Source organism: Paenibacillus sp. M-152 (assembly GCF_003856555.1).
In the GTDB taxonomy this organism is placed as follows: Bacteria; Bacillota; Bacilli; order Paenibacillales; family Paenibacillaceae; genus Paenibacillus; species Paenibacillus polymyxa_C.
In genome coordinates this window covers 29,369-46,607 of record NZ_CP034141.1, presented here as the reverse complement: position 1 = coordinate 46,607, position 17,239 = coordinate 29,369, and the positions used below count along the sequence as shown (strand labels likewise).

The 17,239-nt window shown below is 47.5% G+C and carries 13 protein-coding genes and 1 pseudogene; 10 read left to right on the top strand and 4 right to left on the bottom strand.

The window, feature by feature from the left end; translation table 11 throughout:
• Positions 1-40: 40 nt before the first annotated feature.
• Positions 41-349 (top strand): SDR family oxidoreductase, encoded by a 309-nt coding sequence (locus EGM68_RS00195; protein ID WP_225683712.1) that lies wholly within the window; start codon positions 41-43, stop codon positions 347-349.
• A gap of 284 nt (positions 350-633) precedes the next feature.
• On the opposite strand, the gene EGM68_RS00190 is transcribed toward EGM68_RS00195, so the two are convergent.
• Entirely contained in the window at positions 634-1,521 is an 888-nt protein-coding gene (locus EGM68_RS00190; protein WP_025679348.1) for an NAD(P)H-binding protein, read from the bottom strand.
• A gap of 148 nt (positions 1,522-1,669) precedes the next feature.
• On the opposite strand from EGM68_RS00190, the gene EGM68_RS00185 reads away from it, so the two are divergent.
• Positions 1,670-2,215, top strand: coding sequence for a TetR/AcrR family transcriptional regulator (locus tag EGM68_RS00185; RefSeq protein ID WP_129548478.1), 546 nt, complete (start codon positions 1,670-1,672; stop codon positions 2,213-2,215).
• 349 nt (positions 2,216-2,564) lie between these two features.
• On the opposite strand, the gene EGM68_RS00180 is transcribed toward EGM68_RS00185, so the two are convergent.
• The gene (locus EGM68_RS00180; protein ID WP_129548477.1) at positions 2,565-3,167 is read right to left on the bottom strand and encodes an isochorismatase family protein; all 603 of its coding nucleotides are present in this window, start codon (positions 3,165-3,167) and stop codon (positions 2,565-2,567) included.
• A 142-nt stretch (positions 3,168-3,309) separates the two neighbouring features.
• On the opposite strand from EGM68_RS00180, the gene EGM68_RS00175 reads away from it, so the two are divergent.
• Positions 3,310-4,152 (top strand): helix-turn-helix transcriptional regulator, encoded by an 843-nt coding sequence (locus EGM68_RS00175; protein WP_129548476.1) that lies wholly within the window; start codon positions 3,310-3,312, stop codon positions 4,150-4,152.
• A gap of 71 nt (positions 4,153-4,223) precedes the next feature.
• A complete protein-coding gene (locus tag EGM68_RS25605) occupies positions 4,224-4,388 on the top strand; it encodes a hypothetical protein (RefSeq protein ID WP_165263979.1) in 165 nt (54 codons plus the stop codon).
• A gap of 559 nt (positions 4,389-4,947) precedes the next feature.
• Here the strand turns inward: EGM68_RS25605 and EGM68_RS00170 are convergent.
• Both EGM68_RS00170 and EGM68_RS25600 read right to left on the bottom strand, forming a co-directional pair.
• A complete protein-coding gene (locus EGM68_RS00170) occupies positions 4,948-5,370 on the bottom strand; it encodes a tetratricopeptide repeat protein (RefSeq protein ID WP_090737553.1) in 423 nt (140 codons plus the stop codon).
• A gap of 34 nt (positions 5,371-5,404) precedes the next feature.
• Positions 5,405-5,563, bottom strand: a complete 159-nt coding sequence (locus EGM68_RS25600; protein WP_165082207.1) for a hypothetical protein — start codon at positions 5,561-5,563, stop codon at positions 5,405-5,407.
• Between the two features lie 146 nt (positions 5,564-5,709).
• Between EGM68_RS25600 and EGM68_RS00165 the strand changes: the two genes are divergently transcribed.
• From EGM68_RS00165 to EGM68_RS00145, 6 genes and pseudogenes are all read left to right on the top strand, one after another.
• A complete protein-coding gene (locus EGM68_RS00165) occupies positions 5,710-6,336 on the top strand; it encodes a hypothetical protein (RefSeq protein WP_129548475.1) in 627 nt (208 codons plus the stop codon).
• A 70-nt stretch (positions 6,337-6,406) separates the two neighbouring features.
• Positions 6,407-6,775 carry a hypothetical protein gene (locus EGM68_RS25595; RefSeq protein ID WP_165263971.1) on the top strand — a complete coding sequence of 123 codons (369 nt, stop codon included), beginning with the start codon at positions 6,407-6,409 and terminating at the stop codon, positions 6,773-6,775.
• Between the two features lie 48 nt (positions 6,776-6,823).
• The gene (locus EGM68_RS00160) at positions 6,824-7,237 is read left to right on the top strand and encodes an AAA domain-containing protein (protein WP_481854942.1); all 414 of its coding nucleotides are present in this window, start codon (positions 6,824-6,826) and stop codon (positions 7,235-7,237) included.
• 225 nt (positions 7,238-7,462) lie between these two features.
• Positions 7,463-9,427 carry an elongation factor G gene (locus EGM68_RS00155; protein WP_129548474.1) on the top strand — a complete coding sequence of 655 codons (1,965 nt, stop codon included), beginning with the start codon at positions 7,463-7,465 and terminating at the stop codon, positions 9,425-9,427.
• Between the two features lie 293 nt (positions 9,428-9,720).
• Positions 9,721-10,374, top strand: a pseudogene (locus EGM68_RS26470) (BBE domain-containing protein); the annotation flags it as partial.
• A gap of 676 nt (positions 10,375-11,050) precedes the next feature.
• Complete coding sequence (locus EGM68_RS00145; protein ID WP_240664116.1) at positions 11,051-17,236, top strand: DUF7601 domain-containing protein; 6,186 nt, start codon at positions 11,051-11,053, stop codon at positions 17,234-17,236.
• Positions 17,237-17,239 lie beyond the last annotated feature (3 nt).

Genomic DNA, 17,239 nt, shown 5'->3' with positions numbered 1-17,239 from the left:
ACAAAAGAGAACCATAACGAGTTATGGGGTACCAAAGCAATTGTATTGTCCTTCTCTGAGGGCGCTATGGGCGGAGACGCGCGGGCGTGGTATTCGTGTGCTCGCACTGTGCCGGGGTGCAACAGAGACGGGATTTTTCGATGCGGTCGGCAGCGAGGATATGGGAGCAGGTCAGAAGCTCTCGACCCCGGAAAAGGTTGTACAGGCCGGATTCCGCGGAATTGACCAAGGGCGCAGCTATATCATCGATGGCCGTAGCAATTACTTTATGGCTCTAATGATCCGACTTTTCAGCAGGCGTAGGGTGGCTTTGATCATGGAACGTATGTCAAAACCAAAAAGGCACTGATAACGGGATCCGGTTCTTGACTTAGAGTCTCGATGCAATTGAAGATCACCAACAGTAAATCATATAGACAGCATTTAACAATAAAACTCTTCATGGAGACTGGTCTTTCCAAGAAGAGTTTTATTTTCGCCGATAGAGGTGTTAAGCTGAACCGTACCATAAATAAGGGCAAGTTTTTGTGGAGGTATTAAGAACGGTTTGTAATCCAAAATAAAAATTAGCTGTTAACGAAAGGAAAAACGCGCTATGGCGCGTTTTCTTCCTTAAACAGTCTCCAAAATGGTTTAAACTGATTTTTTATATACATCTGCAAAAACCTTTGCAAAGTCTCCAATCTTGACTTTGCCGAGGTGGTAGTCGGTGGCACGGAGGCTGGCGTAGAATTCGTCGGCGTTTTCACCCGCGCGGTACAATTGGGCGAAGCCGTTGGCGGTATTTTCATGGAAGCCGATTTTCTTCATATTTTCAGCGAGAGCTTCGACGGGAATTTGTTGGAATTTGGCTTCGACATCATTTTCAGCAAGAGCATTTAGCCAGTCGTTGCTTGTGGCCCAATCGCTTACTACGAATTTCGTGCTTTTTCCCGCTGGGGTGTGAGAAATGAGAGCGTAAGCGACGTCCGCGATATCAACTGGGCTGACCCACCCTTGCGGGATGTCGGCTGAAATTGGACTGAAGAGGATTCGCTGGGCTTTGAGGCTTTGCATGTCGGCAAAAAGATTGCTGTAAAAGCCGACAGGGCGGATATGAACAACGTTCACGCCTTCGAGCGAGTTGAGCGCGTCTTCTGCAAAATGATAGCTGTAAAGGATGCCGGCGTTGGGGTTGTCAGCGCCGACTGAGCTGAGGTTGATGACGTTCTTCACGCCTGAGTTTAGAACGGCAGTCTTGTAATCTTTTGAAAGCTCGATGGAGGTCTGCCACATATCCGTGCCAGTGGCAAAATTGATGCCAGAAATCATGAGGTAAACGACGTCGCTGCCTGTGAAAGCCTTGGTGAGGAAGTCGACGTCACGGTTTGAGCCGACAGCAGCCTTGGCGCCGAGCGCTTCGATGTCGGCGATCCGATCTTTGGAGCTTGTGATGACGGTGACATCGTGACCGTCTGAGATGAGGCGTGGAAGGTAGACACGATTGATATTGCCGAGTGAGCCGAGAACTGTGATTTTCATTGTGTTCTCCCCTTCTTTTTGATAAAGTGATGTCAGTGACTGACATTGGAGATCATTATGCGCTTGCTGGATACTGTTGTCAAGAAAAAATGTCAGTTACTGACCTTTTTGATAAATTGTAAAAAACTACAAAAATGGGAATGGTAAAATGAATAGTAAAGAGAAACTGCAGGCGGCGGCCACGAAATTATTTATGGAAAAAGGCTATGAAAATACGACGGTGCAAGAGATTGCAAGCCTTGTAGGTGTGACGGAGAGAACCTTTTTCCGGCAATTCAAGGACAAGTCTGACGTGCTTTTTGACACAAAAAATGAGATGGGGCAGCAAGTCGCGGCTTTTATCACGGACCATTTTGACGTCGAGCAAAAGCCGCTGAAGCTTGCGGTTGATGGCTTTGCCTCGGTTTTTAGTTTTTTTGATGGCGAGCGGGAGAGGGTGCTGGCGCGGAATCAAATTATTCAAAGTAACCCTGATTTGCAGGAGCGTGAGCTGCTAAAAAGCCAGGCGCTGATTGAGTCTGTCACAAACGTCTTGTCTGTCAAATATGATAGCGAGCTGTCAGAGCTTGCCGCACGATTTGCGGTTGAAATTTTTCACATGGCTTTTATCAAATGGATTGAAAGTGCCGAGAAAGGCTTTGTGGAGCAGGTGCTCGCAGTTTATGAGGTGTATCAAAAACTCTGTCAGTACTGACAGAGTTTTTGATTATTGCGGCGCCGAAAGTCAGGTGACAAGAACATTGCCCAAATGAAGTCCTCATATCGAAGGCTTTTTAATTATCGAATCAAATTCTTGTCATGTCCGCCGTGCAGCTCCATAACCCCGAGGAATAAGAGAGACAAAAAACTTGCCGTTACAGAGAGTGCGGAGAACCCTATCACAAATGACGCAAATTCGCTTCACATTCGACCTCATACTGTGACGGAGTAGGTTGGTGTGAACTTGGTGAATAAATGGCAGAAAATATGGCTAGCCATAGCCAACCATATTTTTAAAAGCATTTTTTGATTCTAGACACAATCGGGTTTCCTTTAAAGCGAACCTAAATCCCTTCTAGGATCTCTTCCGTTGTGCGAATCCGGCCAATCCTCGGAAAAATAACGTTCCGTACATGCTCATGTTCGGCCTTGGTGAACCCAGTCATGGCGTCAATTGCAAAAATAAGTTGATAGCCGTGCTGGAATGCCTCTCTTGCGGTTGTATCGACTCCGATACCTGAGGATATACCGCATAAAACGATCGTATCAATATTTCGGCGGCGCAGCTGCAGATCAAGGTCTGTTCCATGGAAAGCCCCCCATTGTTTTTTGGAGGTGATATGGTCTGTCTCGGTCACTCCGAGCTCGGGAACAAATTCATCCCAGCCCTCTATCAGGTTCAGTCTAGGTACCGTGGTATCGAGCTTGGGAGAAGGTATATCCTTGAAGTCTTTACTGGATACGTGTACAAGATTCACAAAAGCCCCCTTGTTACGAAAAAGATTGGCCAGCTTAGCTGAATTTGCAATGACCATCTCGGCAGAATAAGGAGCATACTGACTGCTAATCCATTTTTGGAGGTCAATGACGACCAGAGAAGTCTTGTTCCAATCCAATAACGGTGCTCGTTCCTCACCCTTCAAATGATTGCCATTTAGTTGATTCATATAGAATCTCCTCCTAACCTTATCTTGTAATAAAATGATGACTACGTCAGTATATAATCGATGATATAGAATAACGAGAGAGGGAATTAACCTAGGAGCGTTACTCCCAGAATACAAAGAAATACTGGAGGAATGAGCTGAAATGCAGGAGGAACGCGGAAAGACCGGAGAATTAGCTGAATTTCTCCGTACCCGACGGGCCCGTCTGACTCCGGAGCAGGTAGGTTTGCCTTCCGGTGAAAGACGGCGGACACCTGGTCTTAGAAGGGCAGAGGTTGCCATACTCGCTGGTATCAGTGTGGATTGGTATACATGGCTGGAGCAGGGTAGAGACATTCAGGTATCCATCCAGGTGCTTGATAGCTTGTCCCGTGCGCTGCGAATGAACGACATTGAGCGAAAACATCTCTTCTTGCTCGCTGCAGGACACTTACCCCCGAGTAATCAAGCGCCACAGAACAAGGTAAGCCGGCTACTGCAGGATTTTTTGGACAGACAGGGGGAAAGCCCTGCCTTTGTGGTAAATTCAAGGTGGGATGTCGTAGCCTGGAACCAGGCCGCGATTCTTGTTTTTGGAGATTACGAAGCAATGTCGGCAAGAGACAGAAATTCGATATGGCGCCTATTCACTACGAATAATGCGAAGCGGATGCTGGGTGACAGTTGGGAAGCGAACGCCAAACATCGGTTAGCCCAGTTTCGGGCCAACTATGCAAATACAGTCGGGGATCCTTGGTGGGGAGAGTTTATTGAGGACCTGCACCAGCAAAGTAAGGAGTTCCAGGAATGGTGGCCGTTGCATCAAGTTATAAATGTGCCGGAAGGTGAAAAGCTGCTTAATCATCCTGTTGTCGGTTCCCTTCGTTTTGGTCATCTTTCCTTCCAGGCTATGGACTCCGTTGACCTCCAGGTTACAGTTAATATTCCTTTGGATACCCCAACAATTGAAAGAATGAGAAAACTTCTTTCTGCGGTTAATCGATAATTCAGCATTTGCCACGTCCGTTGAAGTTATTCCATTTTGGCAGGTGACCTTTCTTTAGCGGGGATGGAATAATGAACGAACATCGTGATGTTAGTGTGATTCCAATTTGTAAAAAAATTCAAGTGGGTGAGTTGGGGATATGGCTAAAATCGTCAGCGCATGGACCTAGCAAACGTAACGGTCGTCTCATCGTTCGGATTAATGACTCACAGGATTGCTCTAAAGTGGTTGTTTAAGCGAGACACTGTAAAGAGACCCTTTTTATTTGCCGTTAGACCCGATACGGTGAACCGTATCACAAATAATGCGAAACTTGGGACCTAATCTTCGGACAGGGGGTCGACTCCCAACGCCTCCGCCAACCTTACTAAAAACGAACATAACATACTTAGTTGGTGGATTTTCAGTAACAGTTTGGTTTAGTTAGTAAAAAGACAGTTAGGGCACATTGACCAGCCTTAACTATCCTTTTATTCATGACTCCAAACAGATTGTAGAAATCGTTAGAAATGACGCCAGCCGCTGTTGACAGCGCCTTGCAAAGAGCCAGAGAACGATAGGGCGAAACTCCGTTCAGAAGAATAATGGATACGATAGCTAACCAGAACTTTTATACAACAGGTCTGCACCGGATGGCATACAGGATGTTTATTCGTGCACCTGCGAAATTTTACCAAAGCGATGGAGAGTGAGTTTTTTTGATTTCGCCGTTGAATTCGAAAATAATATTATGGAATGGTTTGAAGGTGAAAAAATATAAAAGTACCGTAATCAGCTCTTGCGTAGTCTGAAATTTCAAATCTCTATGTTTGTCTCCAAAAACTCAAGATATTTTGGGTCGTCTTCCATAAAAATCTCAATACCGGCGCCCATGTAAGCCCGGGTTAACTCGTCAACCGCCTTTTCAAAGTTTTCCTGTTCATAATATAATTGCCCCAGCCGAAGGTGAATATACGGATTACCCAACCCCTTCGGACACTGTACGGCATTAAAAAAGCACTTGAAGGCCTTATCGTAATTCTTCATACGATAGTGGACATCCCCAATAGCTACATATATCCAAGTAGCGGCCTCCCATTCTTGATGATTTTCAGGCAATAAACGGAGGGCGGCAATATAATTTTGCTTGGCGGCATCAAGATCGCCTGCCTTCACTAAGTCATCGCCTTGTTTACATAGAGCCCTAATTGCGGAATAAGTGGAATCTGAGAGCTGCAAAGTGATCTCTCCTGTTCTATTGGATTAAGGAGTTTTAGCCAATGATCGTTTGTTGGCTTTCATCAAAAATGGTGGCGTCCAGTATTGCCGATAAATAGCCTATCGCCCAAATGATATGATCTGTAAATTCTTCTCCATGATCAGGCGGGAATATGAAGCGAATGCGCTCGACACAGTCTTTGACTTCAGGCAATCATATGAAGAGTCTACCAAATTTTTAAGCCTATTCATAGATTGAAAGTGCGTTCTAGTTTATGTGAGTACTATTTTCAAAGGGGCCATGCATGGCATGTAGTATTTTAAATGGCTTGATATAATTTAGAAGAAAGGATGATAGAGATGCCAAATGATAAACAACAGCTTCACAAGGAATCGATTAAGTACCTAACGACTGCCCCCCTTCGCGAAAATGATCCTAAGTTTAGCTGCGTAATAAGTGATGTAGCCTATGAGCTTTTAACCACAGATGAAGTAGGTCTGATAGAGCAACTGTATTTTAAAATGAAGAATATTGCCCTACGAAATAAGATTCTGTATGGTTTAATCCGGTGCAGGAATTTGGAACTGAAGGATTTCTTTCAGAAAGCCTATAAAAAAGAACGATATTTGGATATGAGGCTGCTCGCGATCCATGGATTAGTACAGTATGCGCCAGAAGAAGAGATCGAAAAGGTCACGGACCATTTTCTTAAGATCTTGATAAAGAGGCCGGAGACTACTCCTTATAACTACTATGAATATGAGTTTCTAAGGTCTGCTTTCGGGTTTCCTCTTCTAATTAAAAAATACGGGTATTCCTGTTTTGAAAAGGTATATCAACAAGTCGAGAAACAATATCAGGATATGCCAGAAGCATTTAAGGGGCATTTGACCTTTGATGAAGATGGGAAGCAAGTTTCGTTGAGAACTCCGATGAAAATAAAGCAAATGATAGATCGTTTTTATGAATCACGAAATCTTCGATAAGCTGAGTCCAAGAAGTTGAAAAGCAGCGACGACTATAACAATGATGAGGTTTGTTGAAAGGAGAATAGAGATGACCGTAAAGTTTACTTTGAATTATACGGATGGAGATTTCATGGAAACCATAGAAGTTCCAATTTATAAAGCGTATCGTGAGGGTACTTCTTTTCAACTGTATCATTTAAATCGTAACCCTACTCGTATTGAACACAAGGAATTGTTGGTTATCGATGAATCGGGGATTGCTCCAGAGTGTATGTTTAAAAGTGTTACAGAATTTTGTGAAAAAATTATCCCCTATTTATTGAATAGGAAAAATGAGTCATTGTTTTTATTCGGGGAATATTATGATGCAGAGAAAGATAAGATGATGGACATTGATGATATTGAGATTCCCTGTTTAATAGGCGGGGCAGCCGCCTTACAAGAAGAGAAAAAGTAGACTGGGACCTACAGAGGTGTCGCTGAGGAACCTGAATCAATAGATTTATTGAAAAAAATGATTGATAAACGTTTGCAGGAAGATCCGGATTTAGCGGATGAAATCTATGTGATCACCCCATTTAGAAATGTGGCTTATAAGCTTGTTCAGATTTTAGACGAAATTAAATTCACAAAACGAGAAAACGGGAAGACAACGAATATTGGTACAGTTCATACTTTTCAAGGGAAAGAAGCCAAGGTCGTCTACTTTGTTCTTGGCGCGGATTCTGATAGCAGTGGGGCAGCAAGATGGGCTGTCTCTGATCCCAATATGATGAATGTTGCAGCGACGCGAGCTAAAGAAGAATTTTATGTGATTGGCGATAAGAAATTGTATGCCTCACTCGGTAGTGAAGTGGCAAATAAAACGATGTCAATTATTGACGACTATAACAATAATAAGGTCGGGAATGATGGTTAGGCGAAGTTCTCCAAGTTGGAGTAGATTCGAAGGGTAGTTTCCTTTAATAGTATATTAATTATATTTTAATCTGGAGAAATCGTTCAGTATAAATGCAATTCGTTATTTTTATCTTCCGTCTATGAAAAAAGACCCTATCTCAAAACCAACTCCTACCCACTCTCCCGATTTCTATGCTTTAATAAAATGAGCAGTATCAACAAGAAGCGTTGAAAGTGGGGTTCTATGAAGCGACTAACGATTGGCCTGTTCGCCCATGTGGATGCAGGTAAGACAACCTTTGCGGAACAGCTGCTGTACCATACGAACAGTATCCGGTCGCGGGGGCGGGTGGATCATCAGGATACGTTTCTGGACAGCCACGACATCGAGCGGGCAAGAGGTATTACGGTGTTCGCAGATCAGGCGGTAATAGAATATAAGGGAGATAGCTATTACATAATAGACACGCCCGGACACGTCGATTTCTCCCCGGAGATGGAGCGGGCGATTCAGGTCATTGATTATGCCATCCTGATTGTAAGCGCAGTTGAAGGTGTCCAGGGTCATACGGAGACGGTCTGGCAGTTGCTGCGCAACCATCGGATTCCGACGTTCTTCTTTATCAACAAGACAGATCGGATCGGCGCGGATGCAGGCAGAACCGAGGCGGATATCCGTCAGCAATTGACGGGGGAAGTATATTGCATTACACAGAGCTTCGCTGACGGCATAGTCGGCGAGCCGCTGCGGGAGGCCATGGCGGAGCGGGACGAAGCCCTGCTGGAAGCATTCCTGGAGGGGAGAGAGGATTCCGGCTTCTGGCTGGAGGCTTTGCAGAGGATGATAGCGGCGGGTCTTCTCTTCCCCTGTGCTTACGGCTCTGCGCTTCAGGATACAGGCGTCATTGAATTTCTGGATCAACTGCATCTGCTGGCGACAACCACTTATGATGAGAATGCTTCGTTCCAGGGGCGGGTTTATAAAATTCGGCACGATGCAGGTGGAGCGAGACTCACATTCATTAAGGCGCTGGGTGGTCGGCTGAAGGTGAGAGAACAGCTTAGTTACGAGAGCGGCGGGGTTCAGTATGACGAAAAAATTACGCGGCTCTTCTTGTTTAACGGACTTAAATCGCAGCCGGTGGAACAAGTAGAAGCCGGCGATTTGTTTGCGGTTACCGGATTGTCTGCCGCCGAGGCCGGACAAGGCCTGGGGTCGATATCAGACAAGTTAGCTTACGATTCGGAGCCGACGTTACAATCGAAGGTATTATTCGACAATTCGATACATGTACAGAAGGTGCTCGGTGTTTTTCGCACGTTGGAGGCGGAGGAGCCGTCTCTAAACGTCGTTTGGGATGAAAAATTGCAGGAGATTTCTATCCGCGTCATGGGATTGATTCAACTGGAAGTGCTGGAGCAGCTTGTTAGAGAGCGGTTTGGCTTGGCTATCTCTTTTGGACAACCGGAAATCTTGTATAAGGAAACGATTCAATCGGCTGTAAAAGGGTACGGCCACTTTGAACCGCTCAGGCATTATGCGGAAGTGCATTTGCTGATTGAACCGGGAGAAAGGGGCAGCGGCATCATGTTCGATAGCAGATGTCATGCCGATGATCTGAATGTCAGCTATCAGAATCTGATTCGGAATCATCTCTACGAACGGGAGCATCACGGACTGCTGACCGGCATGCCGGTCACCGACGTGAACATTACGCTTCTGAAGGGCCGCGCGCATAAAGAACATACCCATGGCGGCGATTTTCGTGAGGCTGCCTTTCGAGCACTACGGCAGGGTCTGGAGAAGGTGGACAACGTGCTGCTGGAGCCTTATTACGATTTCAAAATCAAAGTCACTATCGATGAAATGGGCAGAGTACTGTCCGATATTCAGCGTGCTTCAGGTATTTTTAATCCGCCGCAGACAATCGGAACGCAAGCGGTGATCACGGGCAGGGTGCCTGTATCGACTTTCATGAACTACAGTGCCGAATTCGCATCCTTTACGCATGGACGAGGCAGTATTCGCTGCGTGTTCAGTGGCTATGACCGCTGCCATAATACGGAGGAAGTCATAGAACGGATGGGCTACTATAAAGGGGCAGACCCACTGTATACCTCCTCCTCCATCTTTTGCGCCAAAGGGGCGGGTTACTCGGTGCCATGGGATGAGGCGGAAGCCAAGATGCACCTTGAATTAGAACCCTGAATGATCTTTATTAGGAAACTAAGCAATTAAGAAATTATCGTGAGTAGTACATCTAATACTGTGCTACTTTTACAATATAAACTGGGCAGTTGCCGTTACTAGGACAGGTGTCCCTACATAGAAATAAGCTGATGAGAAAGGCTTATGTCATGAGCGGGGATGGTGTAAAGTAGATGGCACAAAAGTTGCAAAAGAAACGTACACGATTAACCGGAAGGATCGTACTTCCGGGTAATCCGTCATACAATACGGCCAGAATGGAGTTCAATAGGCGCTTTTCCAAATTTCCAAGCTTAACCTCAACCATTGAGGTGGCTGCAAAGCAGGTGGGAAACCATTGTATCTACCGGGCAATTGCTTGGCGGTGCAGAGGAGCTGCGTCGATTGATTAGACCGCTCTTGCGAGCAGGCACTCCGGTGAAGGTGATGGTGAAGACAGTACCTTTTATTGAAGCAACCCATTTTTTTGCCGAATCGGACCTGAATTTAGAACCAAAGTTTAAAATAACCGGGGCCTACGGATTCCAACCTTTGCCGCCTGAAGGAGTACGGATTATACGCGACTTTTTAGCCAAAGCACCCAACCGGCATTCTAGCGTGTGGAGTCAGAGCTAGGTGGTGCAAGAAGCGCGGTAAGTCGAGTATCGCCTACTGCAACGGCCTATCCTCATCGGAAGGCTGAGATAATCTACGAACTGTCAGCCCGCTGGAGAAACAACGAGGAGCAGGAGCGGAATATTCAGTGGGTGGAAAGGTTCCGCAGAGCGTTGCGTCCCTTTGTTAAAGGGGATTATGTGAATTTCCCCGATCTGCAGATTAAGAACTGGCCCAAGGCGTATTATGGCGAGAACTTTGGCAGATTGAAGCAGGTGAAACGAAAGTAAGATCCTCATAATGTGTTTCGTTTTGCTCAGAGTATTCCGGTGGGTAAACAGGTCAGAAAATAACAATACGCACACCAGATCGAATTAAAACAAGGAGCTGTCGACGGCAGCTCCTTTAGCAATTTCGCTGATAGCGACGATAAGCTGAACCGTTCCTAAGAGACGCCGAAAAAGTTGAACTTTCGCAAGCGATTTTAGACTCCTTTGGTATGTGAAAAAGTAATTTCCTAATACACTTACCAACTTAGAAGGAAGATTACATAGTTTGTATATGATAAATATATTTATGTTTTATTTACAGATTTTTTGAATGAGGACTCTTAGGTCAAGAGTATTACTTTTAGCCAATGAAAGGATCCTTGAACTTAAAAATATTAAATTTTAATTAATAAAAATCCGATAAATAAGAATGGTCAATCTTACCATACGCAGTCTATTAAAAATCTCATAGTACTGGTGGATGCAGCATCAGAGGGAGGTAATATGAGAAATAAAGAAGGGAGGAATCCATGTCTAGCTTACTATGTATAGTTCCTTAGACTTGTATCAAATCGGGTCTAAAGTCTGGCAATTGTTTAGAATTTGTCTAGGTCTCTATATTATAATGGTCGGACACGCCATATAAATATGGCGAATTTGGTAACTTTCTGTTGTAAACAGCGAAAGATGACCAAAGATGAGAGGGAAAAGTTACTGGCCGCTCCCAAAAAAAATTTTAGAAATGGAGGAGATTTTCGTATTGAAACAAAAAAGCAGTTTAGGTAAAACTATGCTATCTTTCTGCCTGGCAGTTTTGCTTGTCTTGCAGACAGTGGTATTCCCTGCTGCTGCATATGCGGATGACGAATCCGGCTCGCAGAATGCGGCTGAATCGCCTTCGGTATCTGAGGCGGTGTACGGCGCGCCAGACCAACCGTCGTCGGCAACTGAGGCGGTGTACGCTCCGCTGCTCACTTTCGCGGCGTTGACGGCAAATCTGACGGACAAAACGGCGGTGCTGGCGAACGCCAATCCGACGTTCAAGCTTACAGTGAAGCAGGGTAACCCTGAAGCTGTGGTTCCGGCAGGGGGCGAGATTAACGGCCGGGAGAATTTTACCCTTGAACTGGATAGTATCGCTGTGCCGACCAAGGGCGACGATCTCAATGCTCCGCCCGAAAGTGTGATTCAGCAGGGGGATTATGCCGTCCTGGATAAGGCAACCTACTTCCCTGGTGTGAATTTGGCGCCTACAGCTCCTATGCCAATCAATCAGGGCGGACTGAAAATTGCTACCGTCCAATTTTTTGCCGATTCAATCAAAATTACGTTTGATGGCGCAGGGGTATATGACGGCAGTAGACGCGACGTCAAAATCGGCTTTTCCGCTGCTGCTAGAGCAGCAGATCAGACCCCTGGCGGTGGCGGGGATACGACCATTTTCGGAGATGGCTATAAGTTTAAAAACTCGGATTTGGTGCCCGAGTATACCATTACTGTAAGCTCCTTAAGCAACGGCGGCTATGACAGTGGGATTAACAGCCCTTCTTTTCAAGAGGGTACCATTACGTGGCGAGCGGTAGTAACTGCAACTGACACGGACGATAAGACCATCCCCATGCGGCTGGACGGGTTGACTTTCTCTGATGAGCTTGCGAACGTCGGTGTATATGTGCCTGGGTCCTTCACTGTGGATGGAAATGCGGCAGATCCTGATTATTCTGCTGATCGCACACTTTTCTATAAGTTCCCAGATGCATCCACTGTAGATAACGTCAAAAGCACGGCGACTATTACTTTCAAAACGTGGATTCCTAAGAATAGTTATTACTACGAAAAGAATGGAAATTTTGCTGATCAGTATGGATGGAACCGCATTGATAATACCGCAAAGCTTTTGGGTGACGCTACCGATGTGAAGGCTTCATCAAATACCCATCGGATTGCTATACGCCCCAACTGGATTGCGGCGAGCGGCAAGCCGGGCAAGAGTGGAAACGATACGCTCATCACGTGGACGGTTGAGGTCAACAAAAGGATTAACAATAACGGTGTACTGTCCAGAACCGGCTTGCAGAACGCTAAGATTACAGACGTCCTGCCCGACGGGACGGAGTTTGTTTCCGCAACCTATAAGAATGGGGACAGCGGTACGGATACCCCAATTACCCGTAACGCCGCAGGGGAGTACGAGATCGGAACCGCCATCGGCGGGAATCTGGACGGGCCCCTCTATATGACAGTTGTGACGAAGGTGACAGACAGCAGCAAGTCAATCTTCGATTACAAAGCGCGCGCAAACTGGGAATTGGATGTGAAGGATGGAGGAACTGCCATCCAGAACAACGATGCAACCGGCTGGGTCGCTCCTGCTGCCGTTGTGGACACTGCACAGGTTAGAATTGGCGCACATGCCTTCACGAAAAGTGCGACCACAACCACCGCGCTGCACAACGTCGCAGGCACCAAGTGGACGATAAACTTGACGCTGCAGTACAATCTGGATGCTCCAGTCGTCTATGACTTGCTGGTTCACGGCGATTCTCTCGATGTACTGAATAATCTGGATGCCAATCCTAAGGTAACGTCGACAACTCTAGAAGCAATCAAGAGCCAGATCGACACCAAGCAGCTTTGGCAAAAATACCGCGAGAATACGTTGACTGTGAGCAATGGGTTGAATGGTGAAGTGATCCCCTTGACGGTGAACGGCGAGCGGGTGGCGGACCTTATCAAAGTTACCGGGTACAAAGGAGATGTACCAGGGAGCGTTTCCTTTGAGTCTGTCACTACCAATCCGGATAACCTGTTCCGCCAGGATAACGCTGGAAACACATGGAGCAACCGGGGACTGCTCTTCGACGGTGACGATTATGTGAGTCGCGCCGAAGCCAACACCTCGAACCTTGTGCGGATGCTGAACAAGGAGATGCTGTATGCGAACACGGCGGGTTTAGAGGGGGTTGCAGCCGATTGGAACCGAAACTATTCAGGCCAATGGAGCGACAGCATATGGAAAAGAACGCCCGTGGCCAGCGACCCGAATTGGTATATGGACAACTCCCGTCCTGACAATTACATCCTGGCAGGCTATGACCGCAAGGATAGAACGGTCACCTTCCGGCTGGCGGTGAACATGCCAGGCTTCAATACGGAGGAGATGGCCAAGGATGGCGGCACCCGTGTAGCCAGCGACATCAAGCTGGTGGATGTATTGCCGGAAGGCTGGGAGTTTGTAGATTATGCTCCGGGCGAGGCTTATAGACTTTATAAAGGTGGTACCGGCTATAGAACCGATAGTAAAGGCGGAAGTGGTAGATATGCACAGGCCGTTTCAGTCATTGCGCCGGGTACGCCTCAGCATGTGGTGAGCTTTACCAAGGATGACAATGAAGGAACCTTCACCTTCTCCAAGCTGGAGAGTCCCTACGTCATTCTGGTGAAGGCGCGTCCAACCAATGCCGCGCTTGCCAATTACAAGCTAGGCAATAATAACGCCGGGGAGAATCAGGCTGTGTTCTCCATGAAGTGGGGAGACAAGCCGTATAGTGCTACCGAAGCTCACAGAATCATTGTGCCTGTGCAGTCTCTGAGCAAGACGGCGCGAAAGCCTGTTTCTGGGGTACAGGAATGGACGGTAAATTACACGCCTCCGTTCGAGATGAAGCCGGGCGTTTATTTGCTGGATACTCTCGCCAAAGGTCTGAAGCTGCGCCAAAATGCGGAGGGTGGCCTATCTCTCGAACCTTCCGACATCGCTGTCTATCCCGGCAAGTTGAAGCCGGATGGCACTTTGGAGCGTGATGGAGGACCGCTGAATCTTGCGGATCCGAATAGTGAGGTGAAAGTCACCGCAGGCACAGACCCGGCAACCGGGGGGTCGACGCTTAGGTTTGATTTTGTCGATCCGAACAAGTTTTATCAGATCGTTTACCAGACCGAATCCCAGGGCATGCAGCCGGGAACGGCTGGGAATTCCATCAAGCTGATGGGTGATGATTCCCTTCCGCCGATCGGAGCGCAGAGCAGTATTATGCTGGACGCGAACGATGTAGCGGGAAGTGCCAATGAAAACGGCCTGCTCTTCCTCAAGAAGGTCGGTCCCGACGGTACAACACCGCTGAAGGATGTAAAGTTTCAGTTGCTCAATCCTGACGGTACACCGGCCAGGGATAAAGAAAATAATGTAATGGTGGAAAAAATGACGGGCACGGACGGCAAAACGAATTTCATTATTCAGGTGCCAGGGGATTATTTGCTCAAACAGACATATATTGATCTCCTCACTTACTTGCCTACGACTACGATATACCGGGTACGTGTCATCGATGCGCCCGGCAAGCCTGTCCTTGTTGATGGACAGAAGGTGGAATCGAACAATCCGCTGATCGTTCCTACACCGGCCGAAGGCAAGCTGACCATCAGCAATAAGGTGGAAGGCAACGGCAGCGACCCGGACAAAGAGTTTGAGTACACCGTGACCTTCAACGGCGAAGGCAAGGACGGAGAGTACACCTATAAGAAGCCAGATAATACGTATGGCAAGATCAAAAGCGGTGACAAGATTACCCTCAAGCACGGACAAACTGCGATGCTGCCGATATTGCCTGCGGGTCTGGTTTATACCGTAACCGAGGGCGATTATACGACCGTTGACGGCTACACGACTGATCCGGAGACGAGAGAATGGTCCGGGACAATTGTGAATAAAGGCGACCACAAGGCGGACTTTGTTAATGAACGGGTTGTCAACAAGCTGACCATCAGCAATACGGTCATGGGCAACGGCGGCGACAAGGCAAAAGAGTTCGAATACACCGTCAGCTTTGCGGGTGCAGGTAAGGATGAAAGCTACTCTTACGTGAAGTCGGACGGCGACAAAGGTTCGATCAAGTCCGGCGGTACCCTTCGGCTCAAGGATGGAGAGACACTGGATGTTTTGGACCTGCCTAAGAATCTAACTTACACAGTTACCCAGAAAGACTACACAACCGATGAATACATGACTACTCCTGGGGAGCGGTACTATACCGGAGTCATGAAGGGTAAAGATGAAGTTGCCCCATTCAAGAACATGCGAGTCATGACGGGGAGCCTGCTAATCAGCAACAAGGTTCAAGGTAATGGCGGTAACAAAACGAAGGCGTTCAAGTACAAGGTCACCTTCACAGGCGAGGGAGCAAACGGCTCCTACTCCTATGAGAAGTCGGACGGTAGTAAGGGCACCATCAAAAGCGGGGATACCTTTGAGCTTAAAGATGAGGAACTCTTCATTGTGGAAGGACTTCCTACGTATCTCCAATATACGGTGACCGAAGATAATTACACGGACGACGGCTATGTGACAGATCCTGCTAGTCTCATTCGCACGGGTACCATTCCGGTGAAAAGCGCGGCTGAAGCACGCTTTGTGAATACCCGCCAGCTTCCAGTTCTGGAAGGCGTGCTCCGTGACAACAACACAAGAGAAGTCATTCCGAATGCGTCCATCACAGTGACCAATCTGAAGACAGGCGAGAAGCAGACGATTCAGACGAATGAGAAGGGTGAGTATTCGGTCATTGCCGAGGCAGCTACCGACTACACGATCACATTTACGAAGTGGTATCCGGTAGGCGGAAAGGATGTGCCTGTCGAGTTCACGCAAAAAGCAAATGTGGACAGCAGTGTGACGGACGAGACCGTTCCGGCTGATATTACGGCGGTAGGTATTGTGCTTCTGAAGCAGCCTGAAGGGCAGACTTCGCTGCTGGACAGCAAGCTCGCTGGCAAGATGCACATCTACTTGCGGGATGCCAGCAACCAGTATGTAGTGGATAAGAATGGCGCTCCCAAAGCGTTCAACCTAGAGTCGAACGGCGTCTTCTCAGCGGACGGTTTAGCCGCGAAGACTTACAAAATGGAAGTGCGCTACGAAGTGGCGCCAGGTCAAGAATTAACGGTCCTTCAAGCGGATCTGGATGTGAAGGCCAACGGGGAATTGAATATTTCCCAGGGGCTCGTTGACCCGTATGGCATCATTACGGATGCAACAACCGGCATGGTGATTGAAGGCGCTGAAGTGACGCTATATTATGCTGATACGCCAGGAAACACAGCGAGCGGCATCGTGCCGGGCACGAAAGTAACGCTGCCAGCGATTCCGGGCTTTGCACCGAATGATAACGCCAGCCCAAGTCAGAACAGTGACGTAAACGGCGCATATGCATACATGGTATTCCCGAACACGGATTACTATCTGGTTGTAACCAAAGCCGGGTATGATGCGTACACAAGCCCAACTATCTCGGTCGGAAGCGACATCGTACGCCACGATATACAGTTGAAGCCGATAAGTTCTAGCGGCGGAGGTGGCGGCAGTGGCGGCGGAACTGGGTCCGGCAGTGGCAGTAGCGGTACCGATAACAGCGACGACGGAGCAGACAACGTGAACAACGGGGCAAGCAACGTGAACAACGGAGCAAGCAACGTGAACAACGGAGCAAGCAACGTGAACAACGGAGCAAGCAACGTGAACAACGGAGCAAGCAACGTGAACAACGGAGCAAGCAACGTGAACAACGGAGCAAGCAACGTGAACAACGGAGCAAGCAACGTCGACAACGGAGCGGGCAACGTGAACAACGGAGCAAGCAACGTCGACAACGGAGCGGGCAACGTGAACAACGGAGCAAGCAACGTTAACAGTGGAGCAAGCAACGTCGACAACGGAGCAAGCAACGTTAATAACGGAGCAGGCAACGTGAACAACGAAATCAACAAAGGCAACAACGCAAGCGGTAGCGTCGACAATGAAGTCGCCAATGGCGATTACGAGCTGGACGATGCTCCGAAAACAGGGGATAGCAGTCCATCGCCAATCTTCTATATGGTTTTGGCGCTGATATCCTTGATTACGCTTGGATTCTGTTTACTCAGCAGCAAGAAGAAAAAGCATGTTCAGTAACCG